A 20,758-nucleotide genomic window follows, 5' to 3' on the forward strand; every position below is an offset into this window, starting at 1 on the left:
CTGTTACAGGGACATCGGAGAGGAAGCCAATTCTTCTGCCGGCAACTGCAAGGTAAATCCAGCTTCTTCTGTTTCCGGCAGCTTCTCTTCAAGGACAGCAAGTTCCAGCACTTGTGACACGGTAGATACGGGGATGATCTCGATTCCCTTCATCTCGGCAAAAATGGACTGCCAATTCTCTTCCGGGATCAGGACCCGTGTCGCTCCAGCCAGACGTGCCGCTTCTGCCTTGGCTACCACGCCGCCGACTGGTTTTACTTTTCCGTGGATGCTGACTTCACCCGTCATCGCCAGCAGGTTATCCACCGGCACTTCCCGGATGGCGGAGTAGATCGCCGTCGCGATGGTAATCCCGGCAGAAGGTCCATCGACGGGTACACCGCCGGGAAAATTGATGTGCAGATCGTAATCATACGGTTGCACGCCCATGCGATGCAGAACGGTCAGCACGTTTTCGATGGAGCCTTTGGCCATCGATTTGCGGCGGATTGTCCGGCTTCTGCTGCCCATTTCTTCTTCCTCTGCCATCCCGGTCATGGCTACCCGGCCTTGGCCTTTTGCGGCTGCAAGAGAGGCTGTCACTTCCAATTCCATGACACTGCCCATATTGGGACCGTATACCGCAAGTCCGTTGACCAGTCCCACCTGCGGCTGGTCATGCACCTGCTTTTCCATGCGGGGTGATTTCTGACTGCTGTGCATCACCCATTCCACATCAGATGCCTGGATCACTTTTCTTTCTTCTGTCAGGGCAATCCCAGCCGCAATCTGCAAGGTGTTGATTGCCTCGCGTCCGTTCGTCGCGTAGCGTTCGATAACGGAGACGGCGTCGTCCATGATGGTCATCTCCATTTTCGGCACAGCCGTCCTTACAATGCTGCCGATCTCAGCCGCTTTTAACGGGCGGAAAAAAATCTCCAGGCAGCGGGAACGCAGCGCCGCTGGCAATTCGTCCGGCAAACGAGTCGTCGCTCCGACCAGACGGAAGTCAGCAGGCAAGCCGTATTTGAACACGTCGTGGATATGGGAAGGGATCTGTGTATTTTCCTCACTGTAATACGCGCTCTCCAGCATTACCTTGCGATCTTCCAAAACCTTGAGCAGTTTATTCATTTGCACCGGGTGAAGTTCCCCGATTTCGTCGAGAAAAAGCATTCCGCCGTGGGCTTTGGTGACTGCCCCGGGCTTTGGCTGAGGAACACCCGCCTGACCAAGCGAGCCAGCTCCTTGGTAGATGGGGTCATGCACGGAGCCAATCAATGGATCGGCAATCCCCCGTTCGTCAAAACGGGCAATCGTCGCATCAATCTCGATAAACTTCGCGTCTGCTGTAAAAGGGGATAAGTGGTTTCTTTTGGCTTCTTCCAAAACGACGCGGGCTGCTGCCGTCTTTCCCACTCCTGGAGGGCCGTAGATGATCACATGCTGGGGATTGGGGCCGCATAATGCGGCACGCAGCGCGCGCAATCCATCCTCCTGGCCGACGATCTCTTCCAGCTTTGCAGGCCGTGTTTTTTCCGAGAGGGGCTCCGTCAATGCGATCATGCGCAAGCGGCGCAGGGAATCCAAGTCCTTTTTCGATTCTTTTTCCGAGGAGTTCTTCGTACTTCTTTGTGCGCGCAAGAGGTTCCAAAAATACGTTCCGATCACGATCCCGACAATCACTTCAATTACGGCAATGACTAACGTTGTATAGTTCATCTGAATCCCTCCCATACGATTCTGGCAGCTATTCATCCCAGGAAACATCTATAAGCTTTACCAAGTAGTATTGCCGCTTGCAGGGGGAGGTAAACCATGCTTCCTGTTGTTACCAGGCTTGTGTAGGCTCCTTGAAATGGTGCCGTAGGAGGAGAAGAAGATTTCCAGTCTGCGCTCCGTTCTGCGTCCTGCAAGGAAGCGGGAACTGTCCGCTCCGCGAGGAGTGGCGGGGACACAGCACTCTTAAAAGCTCCTTGGAATGGGCTGTAGGCGGGAGAAGAAGATTTCCAGTCTGCACTCCGTTCTGCGTCCCGCAAGGAAGCGGAAACTGTCCGCTCTGCGAGGAGTGGCGGGGAACCGCAAAAGCAGCCAACTCACTGAAGTGATACAGGGTTGCGGTCCTTTTTCCCGCCTCTCCTCGCTCCGCTGGGTCGGACTTCGCAAGGAGCTGGTCTGGAAATCTTCTTCTCCAGGTACGACGCGGTCTTCGAGCGTTTGAAAGCAGGGGCTGTTGGCAAAACATCTTGGAAATCACTTTGCTATTCGGAAGTACAGTGCCTTAACCTAGCAACTACTTCTCCTTTTCCAGGAATAAAGACCAGAAACAAAATGGACTCCAATTCTGGTCATTTCTACGGCTTCATTTCATAAACCACCTTAGACTTGCGATCACGGTCTTTTATCCTCAATGGGTTTATTACACGGAGAAGGGGATTTCCAGGCGCAGCTTATGGCGTAGTCCAGCCTAGCGGAGCAGAGATTGGCGGGAAAAAGAATCGCAACCCTGCGCAGACTTCGAAGTGCTGGCTGCTTTTGCGATTCCCCGCCAATCACTGCGGAGCGGACAGTCCCGGCACCCTTGCAGGACGAAGAGGAAAGCGAAGCATGGAAATCCCCTTCTCCCCTCTACGGCTCCATTTCAAGAAAAAAGAGGCTACTCCTCAATGGAATAGCCTCTCTACATTCACGATACAATTACGCCGTTTCGGAACGAGCGTTTTCTCCTTCTTTGGTCATCAACTGCGGCTGTACCTTGTCGCGAACGGTTTCCTCAGTGATGACGCACTTGCTTACGTCGTCACGCGACGGCAGTTCGTACATCATGTCCAGCATGATTTGCTCGATGATGGCACGCAGGCCGCGAGCGCCGGTGTTGCGCTTGATTGCTTCTTTGGCGATTTGCAGCAATGCGCCTGTATCGAACTCCAGTTCGACGCCATCGAGGCTCAGCAATTTTTGGTACTGCTTCACCAAAGAGTTTTTCGGCTCGGTCAGGATGCGGATCAGGGTGTCCTCATCCAACGGCTCCAGTGTTGCCAGAACCGGCAAACGGCCGACGAATTCCGGGATCAAACCAAAGCGCAGCAGGTCTTCCGGCAGAACGTATTTCAGGTATTCGCCTGCTTTCAGATCGCCCTTGATGCCTTCGTTCAGATCGCTGCCAAATCCGATCACCTTTTTGCCCAGACGGCGTTTGATGATCTGCTCAATGCCATCAAAAGCTCCGCCGCATATAAACAGGATATTGGACGTATCGATCTGGATGAATTCCTGGTGCGGATGCTTGCGTCCACCTTGTGGCGGCACGCTGGCAACCGTACCCTCGAGAATTTTCAACAGGGCTTGCTGTACTCCTTCACCGGATACATCGCGCGTGATGGACGGATTTTCCGACTTGCGCGCTACCTTGTCGATCTCATCGATGTAGATAATGCCTTTTTCCGCTTTTTCCACATCGTAGTCTGCAGCCTGAATCAGCTTCAGCAGGATATTCTCCACATCCTCACCTACATAGCCAGCCTCTGTCAAAGAGGTAGCGTCTGCGATGGCAAATGGCACGTTGAGAATGCGGGCCAGTGTTTGCGCCAAGAGCGTCTTCCCGCTACCGGTCGGACCGATCAGCATGATGTTGGACTTTTGCAGTTCCACATCCTCGATCTTCGCACCGGAGTTGATCCGCTTGTAGTGATTATATACCGCAACCGACAGCGACTTTTTCGCCAGATCCTGACCAATGACATAATCGTCCAGGATTTTGCGGATTTCGATCGGCTTCGGAATCTCTTTCATATCGACTTCTTCTTCAGTGCCCAGTTCTTCCTGCACAATCTCGTTGCACAACTCGATACACTCGTCACAAATGTATACACCGGGACCGGCTACCAGCTTGCGCACCTGTTCCTGGGACTTGCCGCAGAAGGAGCACTTCAGTTGGCCCTTGTCGTCATTAAACTTAAACATGCGCGTCACCTCACAACAGGTCAGTTTTTGCGTTCAATAATAGCGTCAATCAATCCGTAGGCTTTGGCTTCTTCGGCACTCATAAAATTGTCGCGATCCGTATCTGCTTCCACGCGCTCATATGGCTGTCCTGTCCGTTCCGACAAAATTTCATTCAACTGCCGCTTGGTTTTCAAAATCCAGTCGGCGTGAATCCGTATGTCTTCTGCCTGTCCGCGCACACCGCCCAGCGGCTGATGAATCATGACTTCGCTGTTCGGGAGGGCAAATCGCTTCCCTTTTGCGCCAGCCGCCAACAGGAATGCACCCATGCTGGCAGCCATGCCTACACAAATCGTCGAGACATCTGGCTTGATATACTGCATCGTGTCAAAAATGGCCATTCCTGCCGTGACAGAACCGCCGGGAGAGTTTATGTATAGGGAGATGTCTTTGTCCGGATCCTCAGCCTGCAAAAACAACAGTTGGGCGACAACAAGATTGGCAACTTCGTCATCAATCTCGGTCCCCAAAAGGATAATCCGGTCTTTCAAGAGGCGCGAGTAGATATCGTAGGAACGTTCGCCTCGATTCGTCTGCTCAATCACCATAGGAATCAGCATATGTATGTTCCTCCTTTGCCAAAAGGATTACCCAGTTGGAAAAACAAGGCACGAGAAATCGTGCCTTGTCATCCGCCATGCCAGAGTGAGGCGTAGCCTGACCACTGGCTATTCATGCGTTCCTCTAAGTTTATGCACTTACTTTGTTTTCTGCAACCAAGAAATCGACAGTTTTGCGAGTTTGAACATCGCGCTTGAGAGCAACCAGGCCGTCTTGAGCAGAGAAGATTTTGCGCAGCTCATCAGCAGGGCGGCCATACATAGCTGCCAGCTTCTCGAGTTCTGCGTCTACATCTTCGTCATTTGCCACGATGTTCTCTGCTTTGCCGATTGCTTCCAAAGTCAGGGAAGTACGCACACGGGAAGTAGCGTCTGCACGCAGTTGATCGCGCAGTTGGCTCTCATCCATGCCGGAGAATTGATAGTACAGCTCCAGCGTCATGCCTTGGTATTGCAGGCGTTGACCAAATTCGCTCACCATTTGATCCAGCTCATGCTCTACCATAACAGCAGGCAGGTCGATTTCTGCATTTTCAGCAGCTTTCAGTACAAGCTGTTCACGGATGTATTGATCTTTCTCTTGTGCTGCTTTTTCTTCCAGTTTCTTTTTGGTATCTGCTTTCAGCTCTTCCAGCGTGTCGAACTCGCTGACGTCTTTTGCGAACTCGTCATCCAAAGCAGGCAGGTTTTTGCGCTTCAGGCCATTCAGCTTCACTTTGAATACCGCTTCTTTTCCAGCGAGGTTTGGAGAGTGGTACTCTTCTGGGAAAGTGACAGTGATGTCTTTTTCTTCGCCCAAAGTCATACCCACTACTTGCTCTTCAAAACCAGCGATGAATGTGCCGGTACCCAGCTCCAGCGAATAGTCTTCTGCTTTGCCGCCTTCAAATGCGACACCGTCCTGGAAACCTTCAAAATCGATGATGGCTTGATCGCCGTTCTCAGCAACGCCTTCTTCGATGGTTACCAGCTCAGCATGACGCTCTTGCATGCGTTTCAATTCTGCGTCCAGGCTTTCTTCGGTTACCTCGAATTCTTTTGGTTCGATCGTCAGGTTTTTGTAGTCGCCCAGCTTCACTTCCGGTTTCACCGTTACTGTAGCCTTGAAGATCAGAGATTTGCCTTGCTCCATTTGCTCTACGTCTACTTCTGGACGGTCAACTGGCTCGATCCCAGTTTCTTGTACTGCTTGTCCGTAAGCGGTTGGCAAGAGGATATCCAGCGCATCTTGATACAGCGACTCTACGCCAAAGCGCGCTTCAAACATCTTGCGTGGAACTTTTCCTTTGCGGAATCCTGGAACTTGCACTTTTTGCACGACTTTTTTAAACGCTTGATCCAATGCCGCATCTACTTGCGAAGCATCTACTTCAACCGTCAGGACTCCCTGGTTATTCTCTACCTTTTCCCAATTTGCTGCCACGTAAACTTCCCCTCCTAGATTGGATCCACGAAAACACCGCCAGCCTTGCAAAATTTTGCTTACAAAACTCGGGCGATCATATTCTAGTCATTATAACCATTCCAGTATAGCATAAATCTTTTCATTTTCAACCTGACCAACGGATCAGCGCCGCAGAGAATAATTGCCTCCCAATTGCGTTACGAGATTCCCCCGAACATCATAGAAAGTGACGGACACCTCTACCTTTTCCGCAGAAGCTTCATTCTGCTCGATCAACGCATAGGTCGGCACATCAAAACCGCGCGGCATCTGCAGACTGCCGGGATTGACGAACAGGATGCCGCGCTCGACGCCGCAAACAGGCAGATGGGAGTGTCCGAACAATACGACATTGGCTCCCGTCTCCTCTGCCCGATAGTGCAGGCGCAAGAGAGAACTTTTGACGCCGAACAGATGTCCGTGTGTCTGCAGGATAGTCAGGTCGCGCCATTTTGACAGCGCTTCGGTCGCTACAGCTTTGGTCGTGTCGCAATTGCCGCGTACCAGCTTCATACCGGAAAAAGGCGGGCGTGTATGATCGACGCAAAAATCACCGCAGTGAAAGATACGATCGACAGAATGCCGCTTCACTACCTGCTCCACTTCCCGCACAAGTCCGTGACTGTCGCTCATGACCAGAATGCCCATCGCTCCCACTCCCGTTTCTTCTATCATATATCTTGCTGACTACCTGTTCTCTTGCAGTAGACGCAGCAATTCCTGCATGGCCATCGCCCGGTGGCTGATCTGGTTTTTCTCCTCCGCGCTGAGCTCAGCCATCATCTTCTGCTTTTCAGGCAAATAAAACACCGGATCATAGCCGAATCCATTGGTGCCAGCCGGCTGCGTGGCGATGATTCCCTCGCAGGAGCCTGTCGCGATCAGCGGCTGACCTCCTGGTTCCACGAGGGCCAGCGTACAGCGAAACCGCGCCGTCCGCTTCTCTTGTGGCACACCGTCCAGCTCGTGCAGAAGTTTTTTCCAGTTTTCCTCGTCAGTCGCCGTCTCCCCGGCATAACGGGCTGAGTAGACACCCGGACGTCCATCCAGGGCATCTACCTCCAGTCCCGAGTCGTCGCCAACCGCGGGAAGGTTCAAGTATGTAGAAATCGTGACGGCTTTCTTGATGGCATTGGCTTCAAACGTATCCCCGTCTTCGATCACTTCAGGCACATCGTCAAATGCCGCCAGACTAATGCCTTCCCAGCCAAGGGAGGCAAACAGCTTGTTGAATTCTTTCACTTTCCCCTGATTGCGTGTCGCAAGGACGATTTGTCTTGATTCAGACATGGCTCTCACCTACAAGCGTATCGGATTCGCCCAGCTCTTTGTTGGCAAAAGGAAGAGTCACGTCGGACAAGGCTTGCTTTTGAATCGTAATCAACTGATCAATGCCGTTCTTCGCCAAGGCAAGCATCTCTTGCAATTGCTCCGGTGAAAAAGGAGCGTCTTCCCCTGTCCCCTGCAGCTCGACGAATTTGCCTGCTCCGGTCATCACCACATTCATATCGACCGTAGCTGTCGAGTCTTCTTTATAATTCAGATCAAGCACCGAATCCTCTCCGACGACCCCGACGGATGTCGCCGCAAGAAAATCATGGAGCGGCAACTGCTTCCAGACTCCACTCTCGACCAGCTTATTCATGGCATCTACCATTGCTACATACGCCCCGGTAATGGAAGCCGTGCGCGTGCCGCCGTCTGCCTGAATCACATCGCAATCCAGCCAGATCGTCCGCTCTCCCATTCCTTCCAGATGAACGACGGAACGCAGGGCACGGCCGATCAACCGCTGGATCTCCATCGTGCGACCTCCGACTTTTCCTCTGGACGATTCCCGCGGGTTGCGGGTTGCTGTCGCCCTGGGAAGCATGGAATATTCGGCGGTAATCCAGCCCTTCCCTCCATTGCGCATAAACGGCGGTACCCGATCCTCTATTGTCGCCGTGCAGATCACCTTGGTGTCCCCGATCTCGATCAGGCAAGACCCCTCCGCATGTTTGATGTAATGGCGCGTAATCGTTACCGGGCGCAATTGGTCATTTGCTCGGCTGTCTATTCTCATCTCAAGTTCCCCCTACATGCTTTCATACTCAGCCCATTATACCAGAGGCAGGAAACGCTCTGCCAGTAAACATGACCGCTCTGTCGGATGTGGGACTATTGCCAAAATTCGCGTGGACAAAAATAGCGATTTTAAAAAAGGACCTTGTGCAGTGCTTCGAATTCAAATATTATCTAATTAGATTTTTATCTAATTAAAGGATGATGATAGATGAAGACCTTGGCACTTGTAAAAAAACCAAACCTTAGGCGGCTGCTTACCGCCAATTTTTTCAGCGGAATTGGTGACTGGTTCAACAGTGTAGCTGTACTCAGCCTTTTGCTGGAAGTGACCGGGACGGCGATGGCAGTCGGCATTACTCTTGCCTTGCGCACCCTGCCTCACCTAATCTTCGGTCCGCTCGGCGGCATCCTGGCAGACCGCTTCAACCGCAAGACGGTGATGATTGTCTGTGATCTGGCTCGCGCTGTCATCGCCCTCTCCTTTCTCCTGATTTCCTCCGCGAGCGATGTCTGGATCGTCTATGCTGCCACTTTTTTGCTCGTCATGTTTTCCAGTCTCTACAACCCCTCCAGGCTGTCGATTCTGCCGCAAATCGTCAGCCGCGAGGAATTGGCAGCTGCCAATGCGCTGGACCAGACCATCTACGGGACTGTCATGGCGGTCGGCTCCTTGATCGGCGGGGTTTTCGTGGCGATGTGGGGTAACGAAGTAGCCTTTGTTTTCAATTCTTTTTCTTTTCTCTTCTCGGGTTGGGTGCTGATGCGGCTGACCGTTCCCAACCAGACGGAGCAGGAAGAAAAAGCTGCTCCTGTCGCGGATCAGGAGGCAGGCAAAGGGGCGATTTCTTATCGCGAGCTGCTTCACATGATCATGCGCACGCCGATCGTGCTCGCCATTTTGCTCATGACCGCGATGTGGCCCATTGGCGGCGGATTTTTCAACGTGCTGATCAGCGTCTATGCCTACCAGGTCTTCGATGCCGGAAAATGGGGAATCGGGCTTTTGTACGGCGCGATTGGCGCGGGCTTTATCGTCGGGGGATTGATCGCGGAGTTTTTTCATAAAAGACCCTATGAGGTGGCAGCTCTCAGCTTTGCCATTGAGGGGCTGGCTTTTTTGCTTACCAGCTTTTCTCCCACGCTGTACGTTACCGCGCTTTTTTACGCCCTGTCCACGGTCGCAGGCGGGATGGGGAACGCTTGTCTGCGCACGTTGCTGATGAAGCATGTCCACGCCAGGAACCTCGGCCGCGTATTCGCTTTAGATGAAACATTCTCCAACGTACTGCTCGGGCTTTCCATGCTCGCAGGAGGATGGATTCTCGCCTTCGCAGAACCACGCATCGTAGGTTTTGCAGCCGGCGCCTTCGTAACCATCACGTCCCTGATTCTGGGCCGCGCCATCTGGGTGGAGGGGCAAACATTCAAAAAGAAAACCACGCGCTGCGAAGCCACAGGCGTGGTCGAATCTTCTCATGTAGATTAGAAGCTCATCGAATTGACATGGACGGGACGCGCAACCGGCTTGGAAAAATCATGGACATCACTGGTGAGCGGCTTGCCCTCGACCAGCAGTTGCACCTGCTTGGCACCTGTGCTCTCTGTCAGCGACAGAACGAGCGACTCCAGGGCATCGGGACTGGCGTCCTTGCCGTCGTCATACTTCAGGATGTCGCCGCTGAGGTTGACAGTGACCAGATCCTTCTCCTGTTTGACGTCCAGCACTTTGGTAGTGCGCAACAACGAGCTGAAAAGCTGAGAATCCTGCTTCGGCCCCTTGATCAGCTCCTCTACCGTTGCTTTCGCTACATTTTGTGTGGTCGGGATCAAACGGGTGACAGGGACGAAATACGTCCGGGCATCATCCAGCTGCCCCTGGAAGTAGACTGTGACGGAAGTGGTGTTTCCGGGGACTGCTCCTTCCGCCAATTCCAGATTCACGCCGAGCTGACGGTCAAGTTGGGTGATGGGCGTGCTTGCGGCTGGCATCTCCTTGAGCGGTGTGCCATTGATCCAGATCTGGACGGTCTTCACATTGCCGAATTCCGTCAAGGCGCGGGTGACCGCATTCAGGATGCGCTTCTCATCCTTTTCCTCATAAGTTTTGAACTCCTTGGAAAAATCGACCGTGGCGACGCCATCCTTGATGAGAAGCCCTTTGACCTGCGTTCCCTCTGGCAAGATCGCAGAAAAGCCGCTGTTGAGCATGCTTTCGACGGGACCGCCTTTGACCATGTAGCTCAAAACCTGTTTTGCAGGTCCCTCCACTTTGGGCAGCGAGAGGGAAACAGGGACGACATACCCATTGGCGTCAGCCAGATAAACGGTTCGCTCCCACGTTTCCTGTACACCCTCCGGCCCTTGGACTGCCAGCGAATCGTCGGCATCCGTCGCAGCACCAGGCAATTCTACCGTCACCTCCGACAACGGAGGTGCATCGATGCTGCTCACTTCCTTCTCCGGGCCAAAGAGACCGCAGCCCGAAAGCAGGATTGCACTTACTCCCAGCACGGCCGTCATTTTGCCCATGCGTTGTATCTTCATCTCATCCAGCCTCCTCCAGACACTTTGTACTACCATGTATACGAGCAGGGCTTGGGTTTATGCGTAGAATGTCGTACAAAGTCGCGGCTGGAGATAACGCTGTTTTAGGGTTGAAAGCTGCCGGCAAGCGAGTGATGCTCGACCGTCACGGGACGATCCAGCCACTCTTCGGCGATCAAACGAAACATCTCGGCATCCCCGCTGGTGACAAAAACAGGCTCGGGCATGCGCTCTCCCGATTGATCCCCAGTCTTGGCCCTGGCGGGGAAAATTTGCTCCGCCAGCTCGCGGGCCGTCTCCTCTGCGGAGTTGATCAAACGGACCTTGTTGCCCATGACCTCCTGAATGAGCGGTGCGAGCAGCGGGTAATGCGTACATCCCAATATCAAGGTATCCAGCTCTTCTGCAAGCAGCGGCTGCAGCGTTTCTTTTACGATTCGGTACGCTTCCTCGGTCTGTGCCAGATGATTTTCCACCAAAGGAACAAATCCCGGGCACGCCAAACCGCGGACGTACAGCTCCGGTTGGATCCGCAGCAACGCCCGTTCATAAGCCTGGGTACGGATCGTCGTCTCCGTCCCGATCACGCCAATCCTTCCTGTCTTGGACTCTCTTACCGCCGCTCTGGCTCCCGGCTCAATCACCCCGATCACCGGATGCGGCAGATAAGCCTGAGCCTCCTCGAGCACTACGGCTGTAGCAGTATTGCAGGCAATGACGAGTGCCTTCAAGGGTGTCCGTGCGACGTAATCAATCATTTGAAAGCTGCAGGCACGAATTTCCTCCGGCGTTTTGGAACCGTAGGGGCAACGCGCATTGTCCCCCACGTACAGGATCTTCTCATGCGGCAGTTGGCGAAGCACTTCCTTGGCTACTGTAAGTCCGCCTACTCCTGAATCAATAATGGCAATTACTTGATCTCTATGCATGCTGTGTCTCCCCTGTTGTCGTGAATAATGAACAGCATACCACTTCCTGCCTTTGTGCTACTACCATATGCGGGCTTGAAATTTCTTGCACTCCGCGAATGCCGCACCTTCTCTGGGCAAATGTCATACCTTGAAGGTGAGATGTGCATCTGCAGGAGGGATCAGAGTGGAAGATCAAACGAGGCAACTGCTGGACTGGAGCCAGTGGGGGCGGCAGTGGATCGAACAACTGCGCAAGAACAAGCCGCTCAACCGTGAGTTGGAGCGTCATCTCCACAAATTCGACGAGTCTTTCACGAATATCGGAAAAAAGGCTTCGCGATTAGGTCAGACAATCGATATCAACGAATTGCCAATTTTGGTCTCACAGGCACATAAAATTCAGGAGCAATTTCATCAGTTTTTACGTCTTGTCCATCAACAGGAGCCTGACGGAGACGCGCACGTCAATGGTGCATTCGATCAAGCGGCCAACCGCCCTGCCATGCAACCAGCCGACTATGTGCAGCAACGCCCTGTCTTGGAGTCTGTCCAGGACACATCGCCACCACCGGTCTTCGAACCCGTCCGGGAGACTCGGCCACAGCCAAGCCCATCGCGGGAGCGTGTCCCAGTAGCTCGTCCTGTCCCTTTGGGTGGCCACACGCTACCACCGCTGCCCTATGCGTATGATGCGCTGGAACCGCATATCGACGAGGAGACCATGCGGATTCATCACGAAAAACTGCACCGGAAGTACGTAGACGATCTGAACAAGGCCGAACTCAAATTGGCGGAGGCCCGCGCCAATCAAGATTTCGATCTGGTTCGGCATTGGGAGCGGGAATTGGCATTCAACGGAGCAGGCCATTACCTGCACACGTTATTCTGGTCTACGATGAGTCCCCAGGGCGGAGGCGAACCGTCAGGAGACTTGGCGCAAGCCATCGATCGTTATTTCGGCTCCTTCCCTGCCTTTCAGGCGCATTTTACCCATGCGGCCGAAAAGGTGGAAGGACCCGGCTGGGCGATTCTCGTCTGGTCTCCCCGCTCCTTGCGCTTGGAAATTTTGACGGCGGAAAAACACCAAAACCTGTCACAATGGGACGTCATCCCGCTCTTGCCGCTCGATGTCTGGGAACACTCCTATTTTCTTACGTATAAAGAGAAGCGGCCCGACTATGTGAAGGCGTGGTGGAATCTGGTCAATTGGCCTTATGTGGAAGAGCGTTTTGGGCAAGCGAGAAAACTTCGATGGCAGCCCTATTAAGAAATCGAGCCGATCCCGAACCCCTTCAACGCCCTGCTGCAGATGGGCATGGAGGGGTTTGTTCACTTTGTGCTGGCTAAGAAAGATCATTGGCAATGTTGTGCTTTTGCTGTACAGTCAAGATGGCAGTTTTCATTGTCACGCCCATTCTCGCAAGGATGTGTCTGAATCCATGAAGAAAAGAATTCCCTACTGGCTTGTCATCACACTACTTTCCTGCGTGGCCGTCGGGTATGCAGCCCCCACCCACATCGTTCTTCGTGTGATCAATCAAAGCTTTTTGCTTGGTCTATTCCTCCTCATCGCAGGTGGTTTCACAATCGTCATGCGATCTGGTTTCCTTACCGTGTTCACCAAGGGATTTCGCGAGCTAAAGCAAATATTCTTTCGCAAGCCGCGCATTCTCCAGGATGACCTGTTCCAAATGGAAGATCCGTCTTTCCAACGCAAAAAGGAGATGTTCATCCGAAGAGGAACATCCCTTTTGATCGAAGCGGGCCTCATGCTGACCCTATTTTCCATCGGTCTTACGCTTCTTTATTATGGACAGGCCTGACATGCATTTGTCCGCTTGAAAAGCACCCCGCACTTACATGTCCAGCAAATGACACGCTACCCAATGATCCGGCTTCGCTTGTTTCCACATCGGCTCTGCCTCAGCACATCGCGGAACAGCCAATGGGCAGCGAGTGCGAAAGCCGCAGCCGCTCGGTTTGTTTGCAGGGCTGGGCAAATCGCCCTGCAGGACAATCCGCTCACGCTTGATGGTCGGATCCGGCACTGGCACCGAGGAGAGCAACGCTCGAGTATACGGATGCAGCGGTTCTGCGTACAATTCGCCGCTCGGAGCCATCTCCACCATTTTCCCCAGGTACATCACGCCGATCCGGTTGGAAATATGCTTGACCATCGACAAATCATGGGCGATAAACAGGTAGGTCAAACCACGTTCCTGCTGCAAATCCTCCAGCAGATTGACCACCTGCGCCTGGATCGACACGTCCAACGCGGAAATTGGCTCGTCGGCAATAATAAACTCGGGCTCTACAGCCAAAGCTCGTGCGATGCCGATCCGCTGGCGCTGTCCTCCGCTGAATTCATGCGGGTAACGCTGGGCATGATCCTTATGCAGCCCTACCAGTTCGAGCAGCTCCGCGACACGCTCACGTCTCTTCCCACGGCCCAATCCGTGGATATCCAACCCTTCTGCTACGATATCTTCAACCGTCATCCGCGGATTGAGGCTCGCCTGCGGGGCCTGAAAGATCATCTGGACATCACGATTGAACTGATTGACCTCTTTCCCCCGCAATTGATGCACGTTTTTCCCCTTGTACAACACTTCCCCGTCCGTATTTTCGTATAGCCGGATCAGGGTGCGGCCCAGCGTGGATTTGCCGCAGCCGCTCTCGCCGACCAGTCCCAGCGTCTCTCCCTTGCGGATGGAAAAGGAGACGCCGTCCACCGCTTTTAAAACAAAATCAGAGGACATGGAAAAATGCTTCTTCAAATCCCGGACTTCCAGCAATACATCACTCATGAATCCTGCCTCCCTGCTGCAACCAATTCATCGATGCGCGGCGCTCGCTCGTCATGCAGCCAGCATACGGCTTCATGTCCCTCGCCAAACGTTGTGGTAGGCGGCATCTGCTGCTTGCATATCTCCATCGCAAAATCGCATCGAGCGGCAAAGGCGCAACCGGCAGGCGGGTTGAACAGATCTGGCGGCGCTCCCTCGATCGGAACCAATCGCTGCTTTTCACTCTCATCAAGTCGCGGCAGTGAGCGCATCAAGCCCCACGTGTACGGGTGACGCGGATTGGCGAACACCTCTTCAACCGTCCCCGTCTCTACAACCATCCCTGCATACATGACGACCATGCGGTGCGCAATTTCTGCCACGACGCCGAGATCATGCGTGATGATGACGACCGCCAGCTCTTGCTCCTCCTGCAATTGTTTCAGCAGATCGAGAATCTGAGCCTGAATGGTTACGTCCAATGCGGTCGTCGGCTCATCCGCGATGACAAGTTTCGGGTTGCAAGCCAAGGCGATGGCAATGACGACGCGCTGTCTCATCCCGCCGCTAAACTGGTGCGGATACTGATCGACGCGTTGCTCCGGGTCGGGAATCCCGACAAGGCGAAGCATCTCAATCGCGCGTTTTTTCGCTTCCTCACGCGATACCTTCTGGCTGCGAACAAAGCCCTCTACGATTTGAGCTCCAACTTTCATCGTCGGGTTCAGAGCGGTCATCGGATCCTGGAACACCATCCCGATCTGTGTACCGCGAATCCCCAGCAATTCTTTCTTGGGAAGCTTGCTGATCTCGGTCCCTTCGAATACGACCTTGCCATCGACGATGCGGCCAGGAGGATTGGGAATCAGCCCCATGATGGCCTGGGCTGTCACACTTTTGCCGCAGCCGCTCTCCCCGACAATCGCGACGGTCTCTCCCTTTTCGACGTGGAAGGTAACGCCGCGAACCGCTTGTACTTCACCGCCATAGGTTTTGAAGTTCACTTTTAAATTTTCAATCGAAAGCAAATGCTCTTTCATCTTCTCTTCCTCCCTCCACTCTCTAATCGCGCAGACGCGGGTCAAGGGCGTCCTGCAAGCCGTCGCCAAACACGTTAAACGCAAACATCGTCAGCGAAATCATCAGCCCCGGGAAGAAGAGCCGCCACCAGTCACCGGTCAATATCACGCCCATCGCATCGTTGGTCATCGTCCCCCAGCTGGCTGCCGGCGCTTGAACGCCCAGTCCCAAAAAGCTGAGGAAGGACTCCGCGAAAATCGCAGAGGGAATCGTAAACGTCAGATTGACGATAATCACGCCAAATGTGTTGGGAATCAGATGCTTGAGCAAAATGCGGGAAAACTTCGCTCCCAAAACCTGTGCGGCCATGATAAATTCCTGGTTTTTCAACTGCAGAATCTGTCCGCGCACCAGCCGCGCCATGCCCACCCAGCCTGTCGCAGACAGGGCGATGATGATCGTCAGGATCCCTGGCTCCATCACGACCATCAAAAGGATGACGACCAACAGATACGGCAGACCGTACAGGATTTCAATGACGCGCATGATCAGGTTGTCGATCCGATCCCCTTTTTTGCCTCGTCCTGCCATGTATCCGGCGATTCCGCCAACCGTCACACCGATCACCAGGTCGATCAGGGCAGCTACCACTCCGATCGTCAAGGAAATTCGTGCACCGTACCACGTCCTGGCAAACATGTCACGCCCGAGCTCATCGGTACCGAACCAATGCTCCGCCGAAATTTCCTTGTTGCGGTCCAGCAGACTTTGATCCGAGTGGCTGTAGGGTACAAGCAAAGGCCCGATCAATGCCATTACGACCAAAAAGAGGATGATGAACAACCCGAGCATAGCCAGTTTGTTTTTCACCAATTTTCGGATTACTTGCTGCCAATTGCTCAGACTTGGCCGCGTGATCACCTGTGCTGCCTGATTATCCTTGGTCAACGGGCGGAACAGCGGGTCTATTCTTTGATCCATCTCCATACATCATCCCTCCTTCTTGGTGAGCCTGATTCGCGGATCAATCAGACTGTACGCGATATCGATCAAAAAGATCGTGACGATCAGAATCGCACTGTAAAAAATGGTTGTTCCCAGGATGACGGGATAATCCCGGTTAAAAATGCCATCTACAAAATACTTGCCAATACCCGGGATCGCAAAGATTTTTTCGACTACAAAGGTTCCCGTGATCAACGAAGCAATCAGCGGTCCCAAAAACGTGACGACAGGCAAAATGGCGTTGCGGATCCCGTGCTTGATCACAATCAGCACAGTCGGAATCCCTTTGGCCTCTGCCGTGCGGATATAGTTTTGATTCATTACTTCAATCATGCTCGCACGCATATAGCGGGTGATAATCGCGATCGGACCGAATGCCAGCGCGAGTGACGGCAGAACGGTATGCATCCACGTCCCCCAGGTGGCGACAGGAAACAGCGGAAGCTTGATTGCCAGGTAGTTGATCAGAAGCGGCGCCAAAATAAAGCTCGGCACAGCAACACCAAGAACAGCCAGCGCCATGGCGATGTAATCCAGCGCTCTGTTGCGATTCAACGCCGCAATAATTCCGAATAGCACGCCGAAGATCAGTGCGACGACAATGGCTTGTCCGCCCAGCCAGGCCGAAGCGCTGAAACCGTCAGCGATCATATCATTCACATTGCGCGAATCCGACTTGATCGAAGGTCCTAAATCAAGAGACACCAGATTTTTCAGATACATGAAATACTGAACAGGCAATGGTTCGTCTAAGTGGTATTTCGCACGCAAATTGGCGAGGATCTGCTCGGGCAGTTGGTCCGATTCGGATGCGAACGGATTACCCGGGATGGCATGCATCAATGAAAAGGTAAGCGTCACAATGATCCACAGGGTCAGGAACATCATCAAAACACGCTTCAGCAGATAGTTGGACATGGTGACCCCTCCTTGTTTACTTGGCTAGCTCGTAGATGGCTTGAGCGTAGATAGCCATCGCACGCATGAGATCCTCGATCTCGATATACTCGTCCGTCTGATGGGCCGTAGATGCCCTCCCCGGAAAAAGCGGTCCGAAAGCAACCCCTGACGACATCATCTTGGCGTAGGTTGCTCCGCCCGAAGACAAGAGCTCAGCAGGCATGCCTGTGTGTTCTTCGTAGACGCGGGACAGCGTTTGCACGACAACATGATCGCTCGGGACGTAATGAGCGGATGATGAACGCAGTTCTGCCAGCGTCAAGCCCATTTCAGCCACTCGCTCTTTTAGCCGTTCGATCCGCTCCTCTTTAGATACGGTAGCGGGATAACGGATGTTTAACCGAATATTTCCTCCCTCAGCCTGACTGTAGCGCAAGATGCCGGCGTTTACGGTCAGCTTGCCAGAGACCTCATCCTCACAGGCCAGTCCCAAGCGTTCTGCGTAGAAATCCTCGTGCAGGATATCTGACAATAGGGAAATATACGAATACGCCGAACCTTCAAACGGGTATTGGCGCAGAAAACATGCCAGGGTTGTTCCAGCATTCTTTCCGATCTGCGGCTCCATCCCGTGCGCATTTATTCCAAATAATGTAAGTTCCAGATTCCCGTCTTCGCCGATGGCTGCCTCTCCAGTCGTGGATTTCTCCGTCACAAATGCCGGCCACTTCGCAAGCATCTCCTGCAAAACGGAGGGCTCACCTGAAGATACAATCGCGACAGCCCGATCTGGCACGCTGTTCCCCTGATTGCCGGAGACAAAGGAGAGAAGCTTCAAGCCCCCTTCAGCAGCCATTTCGGAGTCTGGCGGAATCGTCAGCGTAGGATTAATCTGTCCCTTTTCTGCGTGGATGATCGGGAAGGAGGCGTCTGGCGAGAAACCAACCTGCGGAAGCGTCTCTTTCTCCAAAAAATGCTTCATGCACAACCATCCGCTTTCCTCGTCCGTCCCGATGATGAACCGCACCTTTTTAGACAAAGGAAGGCCTGAGTCCTTCACGATGTTCATCGCATAATAGGAAGCCAACGCCGGTCCCTTGTCATCCAGTGCGCCGCGTGCATAGATTTTGCCGTCCCGGATGCTCGGTTCAAACGGGGGAGTCGTCCAGCCTTCCCCCACGGTCACCAAATCCACATGAACCAGGACGCCAATCTCTTCTGGAGCTGCTCCGAATTCGATCACTCCTGCGTAGCCGTCGACATTGCGAGTCACATATCCATCTGCTTCTCCACGCGTGAGCATATACTCCAACGCTTCGGCGACGCCTGCTCCAAAAGGCTTTCCTTCCTCTGCGGTCGTCATATCCTCGATGCTGTTGATAGCTAGAAAGCGCTGCAAGTCTGCCAAAAAAGCGTCTCGCCTCAGATGCGCCAATTCTTTCCAGTTATGACTCATGACGATTCCCCTTCCCGTTTCGTCGTTTTAAAAAGTCGAGAAACTGCTCTCCCTTGGACGAGATTTTACTTCCCTGTCGCCCTTTCCCTACTTGAATCAGCTCATTCGATTGCAACAGCTTTAAACGATAGCGAAGCTGCTGCGAGGAAATCGACAATCCATGTGCCTCCAACTGTTCGCTCAGGGCATAGCGGCCCGTACCTCCTTGCTGCAATTCCAGCAGAATCGCGGCCATCTCCTCCAAAAATCCGCGCTTGCTGTATTCTTCTACAAGCTGCTCACATTCCTCGGAGAATCCGTCGTCCAATGACTCGGCATTCTCGACAAGGAAGGGCAGTTGGTAAACAAAGCCCTCATCCTCTACGATATGCGCCAGATACTCTACGACATTTTCCAATTCGCGGATGTTGCCGGGCCATTCGTACTCCTGCATCGCTTTCATCGCCTCCTTTGAAAGCGTGAAAGGCGGTCTGCGCAAATCGTAGGAGTATTTGCGGATAAAACGCTCGACCAGCCAGGGAATGTCCTCCTGTCGGTGCCGCAACGGCGGCAGATGAATCGGGAGGATATTCAGCCGGTAATACAAGTCAGCGCGAAACGTTCCTTCTGCGATCATTTGCTTCAGATCTTGATTGGTTGCCGCTACGACCCGAATATCGGTAGGAATGACTTTATTTCCGCCCACTCTCATGATTTGCCGCTCCTGCAGGACACGCAGCAGGCGATTTTGGATAGCACCGCTCGCATCGCCGATCTCATCGAGGAAGATCGTTCCTTTGTGAGCCAACTCAAACCAGCCGATATGGCCCCCTTTTCGCGCACCAGTAAAGGCGCCTTCCTCATACCCGAACAATTCGCTTTCGAGGAGGGATTCGGAAATGGCGGCAAAGTTGACACCGACGAAAGGCTCTCTGCGCCGCGGCGAGGCATTGTGGATAGCTTGGGCGAGCAATTCCTTACCCGTCCCCGTCTCTCCCAGTAAAAGAACGGTTGAATTGCTTCTGGCAATCTTTCGGGCGATTTGCAGGACTTTTTGAAAGGAAGGACTTTCTCCGTAGATATCATCGAACTGATATTTTGCCACCAGTCCTTTGCTGTACAGACGCATTCTGTAATCATGTTCCAGCTTTTCGATCTCTACCGCCTGGCGGAACAGCAGCAAGCTGCCCAGGAAGCGACCTTCCATAAAGATGTGCGTCTTGCGAAAAAAATAGGTCTTGTTCGCCCAATCCACCAAAATATCCTCATTCTCTTCACATTGCTGCTGCAGATGGTAAAAATCGGATGGCAGGCTGACAGCTGCCTTCTCTCCGACGATGCTGGCACCGCGCAGGTTGAGGGAATCAATCGCCTTTTGATTGATAAAGCGAATAATTTCCTCTTCGTCGCAAGCAATCACGGCATCCTCGATCCCATTGACGATGGCTTCCAGATACTTGCTCAGCAGATGAGCATGTTGAATCTCATTGTTCAGTTCTTTCGTGATGTACACCAGCGACTGCATGATGCGCATGGTCACTTTCTGGAAATTGTCATTGTCAAAATGCGTGTAAATGGCGAGCCACGTAGACAGATCGATAACCCGAAAACCGATGTCGACGACCTTGCGAATATGCGGCGGTACATGCTCCGCTTCTCCTGGCGTCACGGCAATCTCAATATCTTTCGGATAATCTGCTCCGGGATAGTACGGATACAACTCAAAATCCAGTCCGGAAGCGCGGATCAATTCGATGTTATCGTATGCCGTTTCGGGGGTATCGCTGACCAAGAGGACTTTGATCCCTTTGGGAATCTCCAGCATGCCGCGAAGGTTCTGATAGGAAAACATCCGCTTCGCGATAATCATCTTGCTTCCTTGTGGCAGATAGGACTCTACCATGCCCTCAAGGCTCGGAGAAGAAATGACCACGAGTGATCCTTCTGCGATGGGCCTGAAGGCAAGCTGATCGACGCGTATGCCTTCGATATGAAAGTCATCGGACACACCCAATTCCACACACTGGCTGACAGCAGAGTGCAAGAATTCATCCATTTTTGCAATGAAGGTGACACTTTTTTTCTCCATTCCATCCGCCCCA

The 20,758-nt window shown here is 53.1% G+C and carries 18 protein-coding genes; 3 read left to right on the top strand and 15 right to left on the bottom strand.

Annotation, left to right across the window (positions count from 1 at the left end; all coding sequences use genetic code 11):
• Window positions 1-3 precede the first annotated feature (3 nt).
• From lonB to rph, 7 genes are all read right to left on the bottom strand, one after another.
• Window positions 4-1,701 carry an ATP-dependent protease LonB gene (lonB, locus tag T458_RS34195; protein ID WP_023555024.1) on the bottom strand — a complete coding sequence of 566 codons (1,698 nt, stop codon included), beginning with the start codon at window positions 1,699-1,701 and terminating at the stop codon, window positions 4-6.
• 975 nt (window positions 1,702-2,676) lie between these two features.
• Window positions 2,677-3,942, bottom strand: a complete 1,266-nt coding sequence (clpX, locus tag T458_RS34200) for an ATP-dependent protease ATP-binding subunit ClpX (RefSeq protein WP_023555025.1) — start codon at window positions 3,940-3,942, stop codon at window positions 2,677-2,679.
• A 20-nt stretch (window positions 3,943-3,962) separates the two neighbouring features.
• A complete protein-coding gene (gene clpP, locus T458_RS34205) occupies window positions 3,963-4,544 on the bottom strand; it encodes an ATP-dependent Clp endopeptidase proteolytic subunit ClpP (RefSeq protein WP_023555026.1) in 582 nt (193 codons plus the stop codon).
• A 130-nt stretch (window positions 4,545-4,674) separates the two neighbouring features.
• The gene (gene tig, locus T458_RS34210) at window positions 4,675-5,967 is read right to left on the bottom strand and encodes a trigger factor (protein ID WP_023555027.1); all 1,293 of its coding nucleotides are present in this window, start codon (window positions 5,965-5,967) and stop codon (window positions 4,675-4,677) included.
• Between the two features lie 144 nt (window positions 5,968-6,111).
• Window positions 6,112-6,636 (bottom strand): metallophosphoesterase family protein, encoded by a 525-nt coding sequence (locus T458_RS34215; RefSeq protein WP_023555028.1) that lies wholly within the window; start codon window positions 6,634-6,636, stop codon window positions 6,112-6,114.
• A gap of 39 nt (window positions 6,637-6,675) precedes the next feature.
• Window positions 6,676-7,278 carry an XTP/dITP diphosphatase gene (locus T458_RS34220; protein WP_023555029.1) on the bottom strand — a complete coding sequence of 201 codons (603 nt, stop codon included), beginning with the start codon at window positions 7,276-7,278 and terminating at the stop codon, window positions 6,676-6,678.
• Window positions 7,271-8,053: a ribonuclease PH gene (rph, locus tag T458_RS34225; protein ID WP_023555030.1), complete on the bottom strand. Its 783-nt coding sequence runs from the start codon at window positions 8,051-8,053 to the stop codon at window positions 7,271-7,273. Before rph ends, T458_RS34220 begins: the two co-directional genes overlap by 8 nt.
• A gap of 210 nt (window positions 8,054-8,263) precedes the next feature.
• On the opposite strand from rph, the gene T458_RS34230 reads away from it, so the two are divergent.
• On the top strand, window positions 8,264-9,541 hold the full coding sequence (locus tag T458_RS34230; RefSeq protein WP_023555031.1) for an MFS transporter: 1,278 nt from the start codon (window positions 8,264-8,266) through the stop codon (window positions 9,539-9,541).
• Here the strand turns inward: T458_RS34230 and T458_RS34235 are convergent.
• Window positions 9,538-10,599 carry a GerMN domain-containing protein gene (locus tag T458_RS34235; RefSeq protein WP_023555032.1) on the bottom strand — a complete coding sequence of 354 codons (1,062 nt, stop codon included), beginning with the start codon at window positions 10,597-10,599 and terminating at the stop codon, window positions 9,538-9,540. The genes T458_RS34230 and T458_RS34235 overlap by 4 nt on opposite strands.
• Before the next feature lie 104 nt (window positions 10,600-10,703).
• A complete protein-coding gene (racE, locus tag T458_RS34240; protein WP_023555033.1) occupies window positions 10,704-11,528 on the bottom strand; it encodes a glutamate racemase in 825 nt (274 codons plus the stop codon).
• Window positions 11,529-11,694: 166 nt separating this feature from the next.
• On the opposite strand from racE, the gene T458_RS34245 reads away from it, so the two are divergent.
• A complete protein-coding gene (locus tag T458_RS34245; protein ID WP_023555034.1) occupies window positions 11,695-12,777 on the top strand; it encodes a superoxide dismutase in 1,083 nt (360 codons plus the stop codon).
• A 172-nt stretch (window positions 12,778-12,949) separates the two neighbouring features.
• Window positions 12,950-13,333: a DUF3899 domain-containing protein gene (locus T458_RS57115; protein WP_031305422.1), complete on the top strand. Its 384-nt coding sequence runs from the start codon at window positions 12,950-12,952 to the stop codon at window positions 13,331-13,333.
• Between the two features lie 33 nt (window positions 13,334-13,366).
• Here the strand turns inward: T458_RS57115 and T458_RS34250 are convergent, their stop codons facing one another.
• Genes T458_RS34250 through T458_RS34275 form a run of 6 tightly spaced genes read right to left on the bottom strand, consistent with a single transcriptional unit; the run spans window position 13,367 to window position 20,745 of the window.
• Complete coding sequence (locus T458_RS34250; RefSeq protein WP_023555036.1) at window positions 13,367-14,317, bottom strand: ABC transporter ATP-binding protein; 951 nt, start codon at window positions 14,315-14,317, stop codon at window positions 13,367-13,369.
• On the bottom strand, window positions 14,314-15,336 hold the full coding sequence (locus T458_RS34255) for an ABC transporter ATP-binding protein (RefSeq protein ID WP_023555037.1): 1,023 nt from the start codon (window positions 15,334-15,336) through the stop codon (window positions 14,314-14,316). The genes T458_RS34250 and T458_RS34255 overlap by 4 nt, the downstream gene beginning before the upstream one ends.
• Window positions 15,337-15,358: 22 nt before the next feature.
• Window positions 15,359-16,303 carry an ABC transporter permease gene (locus tag T458_RS34260; RefSeq protein WP_023555038.1) on the bottom strand — a complete coding sequence of 315 codons (945 nt, stop codon included), beginning with the start codon at window positions 16,301-16,303 and terminating at the stop codon, window positions 15,359-15,361.
• Window positions 16,304-16,306: 3 nt separating this feature from the next.
• Window positions 16,307-17,239, bottom strand: a complete 933-nt coding sequence (locus T458_RS34265) for an ABC transporter permease (protein WP_023555039.1) — start codon at window positions 17,237-17,239, stop codon at window positions 16,307-16,309.
• Window positions 17,240-17,255: 16 nt separating this feature from the next.
• Window positions 17,256-18,677, bottom strand: coding sequence for a dipeptidase PepV (gene pepV, locus T458_RS34270; RefSeq protein WP_023555040.1), 1,422 nt, complete (start codon window positions 18,675-18,677; stop codon window positions 17,256-17,258).
• Window positions 18,667-20,745, bottom strand: a complete 2,079-nt coding sequence (locus T458_RS34275; protein WP_023555041.1) for a sigma-54 interaction domain-containing protein — start codon at window positions 20,743-20,745, stop codon at window positions 18,667-18,669. Before T458_RS34275 ends, pepV begins: the two co-directional genes overlap by 11 nt.
• Between the last annotated feature and the right edge of the window lie 13 nt (window positions 20,746-20,758).

Source organism: Brevibacillus panacihumi W25 (genome assembly GCF_000503775.1).
Classification (GTDB): Bacteria; Bacillota; Bacilli; order Brevibacillales; family Brevibacillaceae; genus Brevibacillus; species Brevibacillus panacihumi_A.

Excerpts from the sequence above, each read along its gene's own strand:
- lonB (WP_023555024.1), bottom strand. The coding sequence starts at position 1,701 with ATGAACTATACAACGTTAGTCATTGCCGTAATTGAAGTGATTGTCGGG.
- clpX (WP_023555025.1), bottom strand. The coding sequence starts at position 3,942 with ATGTTTAAGTTTAATGACGACAAGGGCCAACTGAAGTGCTCCTTCTGC.
- clpP (WP_023555026.1), bottom strand. The coding sequence starts at position 4,544 with ATGCTGATTCCTATGGTGATTGAGCAGACGAATCGAGGCGAACGTTCC.
- T458_RS34215 (WP_023555028.1), bottom strand. The coding sequence starts at position 6,636 with ATGGGCATTCTGGTCATGAGCGACAGTCACGGACTTGTGCGGGAAGTG.
- T458_RS34220 (WP_023555029.1), bottom strand. The coding sequence starts at position 7,278 with ATGTCTGAATCAAGACAAATCGTCCTTGCGACACGCAATCAGGGGAAA.
- rph (WP_023555030.1), bottom strand. The coding sequence starts at position 8,053 with ATGAGAATAGACAGCCGAGCAAATGACCAATTGCGCCCGGTAACGATT.
- T458_RS34230 (WP_023555031.1), top strand. The coding sequence starts at position 8,264 with ATGAAGACCTTGGCACTTGTAAAAAAACCAAACCTTAGGCGGCTGCTT.
- T458_RS34235 (WP_023555032.1), bottom strand. The coding sequence starts at position 10,599 with ATGAAGATACAACGCATGGGCAAAATGACGGCCGTGCTGGGAGTAAGT.
- racE (WP_023555033.1), bottom strand. The coding sequence starts at position 11,528 with ATGCATAGAGATCAAGTAATTGCCATTATTGATTCAGGAGTAGGCGGA.
- T458_RS57115 (WP_031305422.1), top strand. The coding sequence starts at position 12,950 with ATGAAGAAAAGAATTCCCTACTGGCTTGTCATCACACTACTTTCCTGC.
- T458_RS34250 (WP_023555036.1), bottom strand. The coding sequence starts at position 14,317 with ATGAGTGATGTATTGCTGGAAGTCCGGGATTTGAAGAAGCATTTTTCC.
- T458_RS34255 (WP_023555037.1), bottom strand. The coding sequence starts at position 15,336 with ATGAAAGAGCATTTGCTTTCGATTGAAAATTTAAAAGTGAACTTCAAA.
- T458_RS34260 (WP_023555038.1), bottom strand. The coding sequence starts at position 16,303 with ATGGAGATGGATCAAAGAATAGACCCGCTGTTCCGCCCGTTGACCAAG.
- T458_RS34265 (WP_023555039.1), bottom strand. The coding sequence starts at position 17,239 with ATGTCCAACTATCTGCTGAAGCGTGTTTTGATGATGTTCCTGACCCTG.
- pepV (WP_023555040.1), bottom strand. The coding sequence starts at position 18,677 with ATGAGTCATAACTGGAAAGAATTGGCGCATCTGAGGCGAGACGCTTTT.
- T458_RS34275 (WP_023555041.1), bottom strand. The coding sequence starts at position 20,745 with ATGGAGAAAAAAAGTGTCACCTTCATTGCAAAAATGGATGAATTCTTG.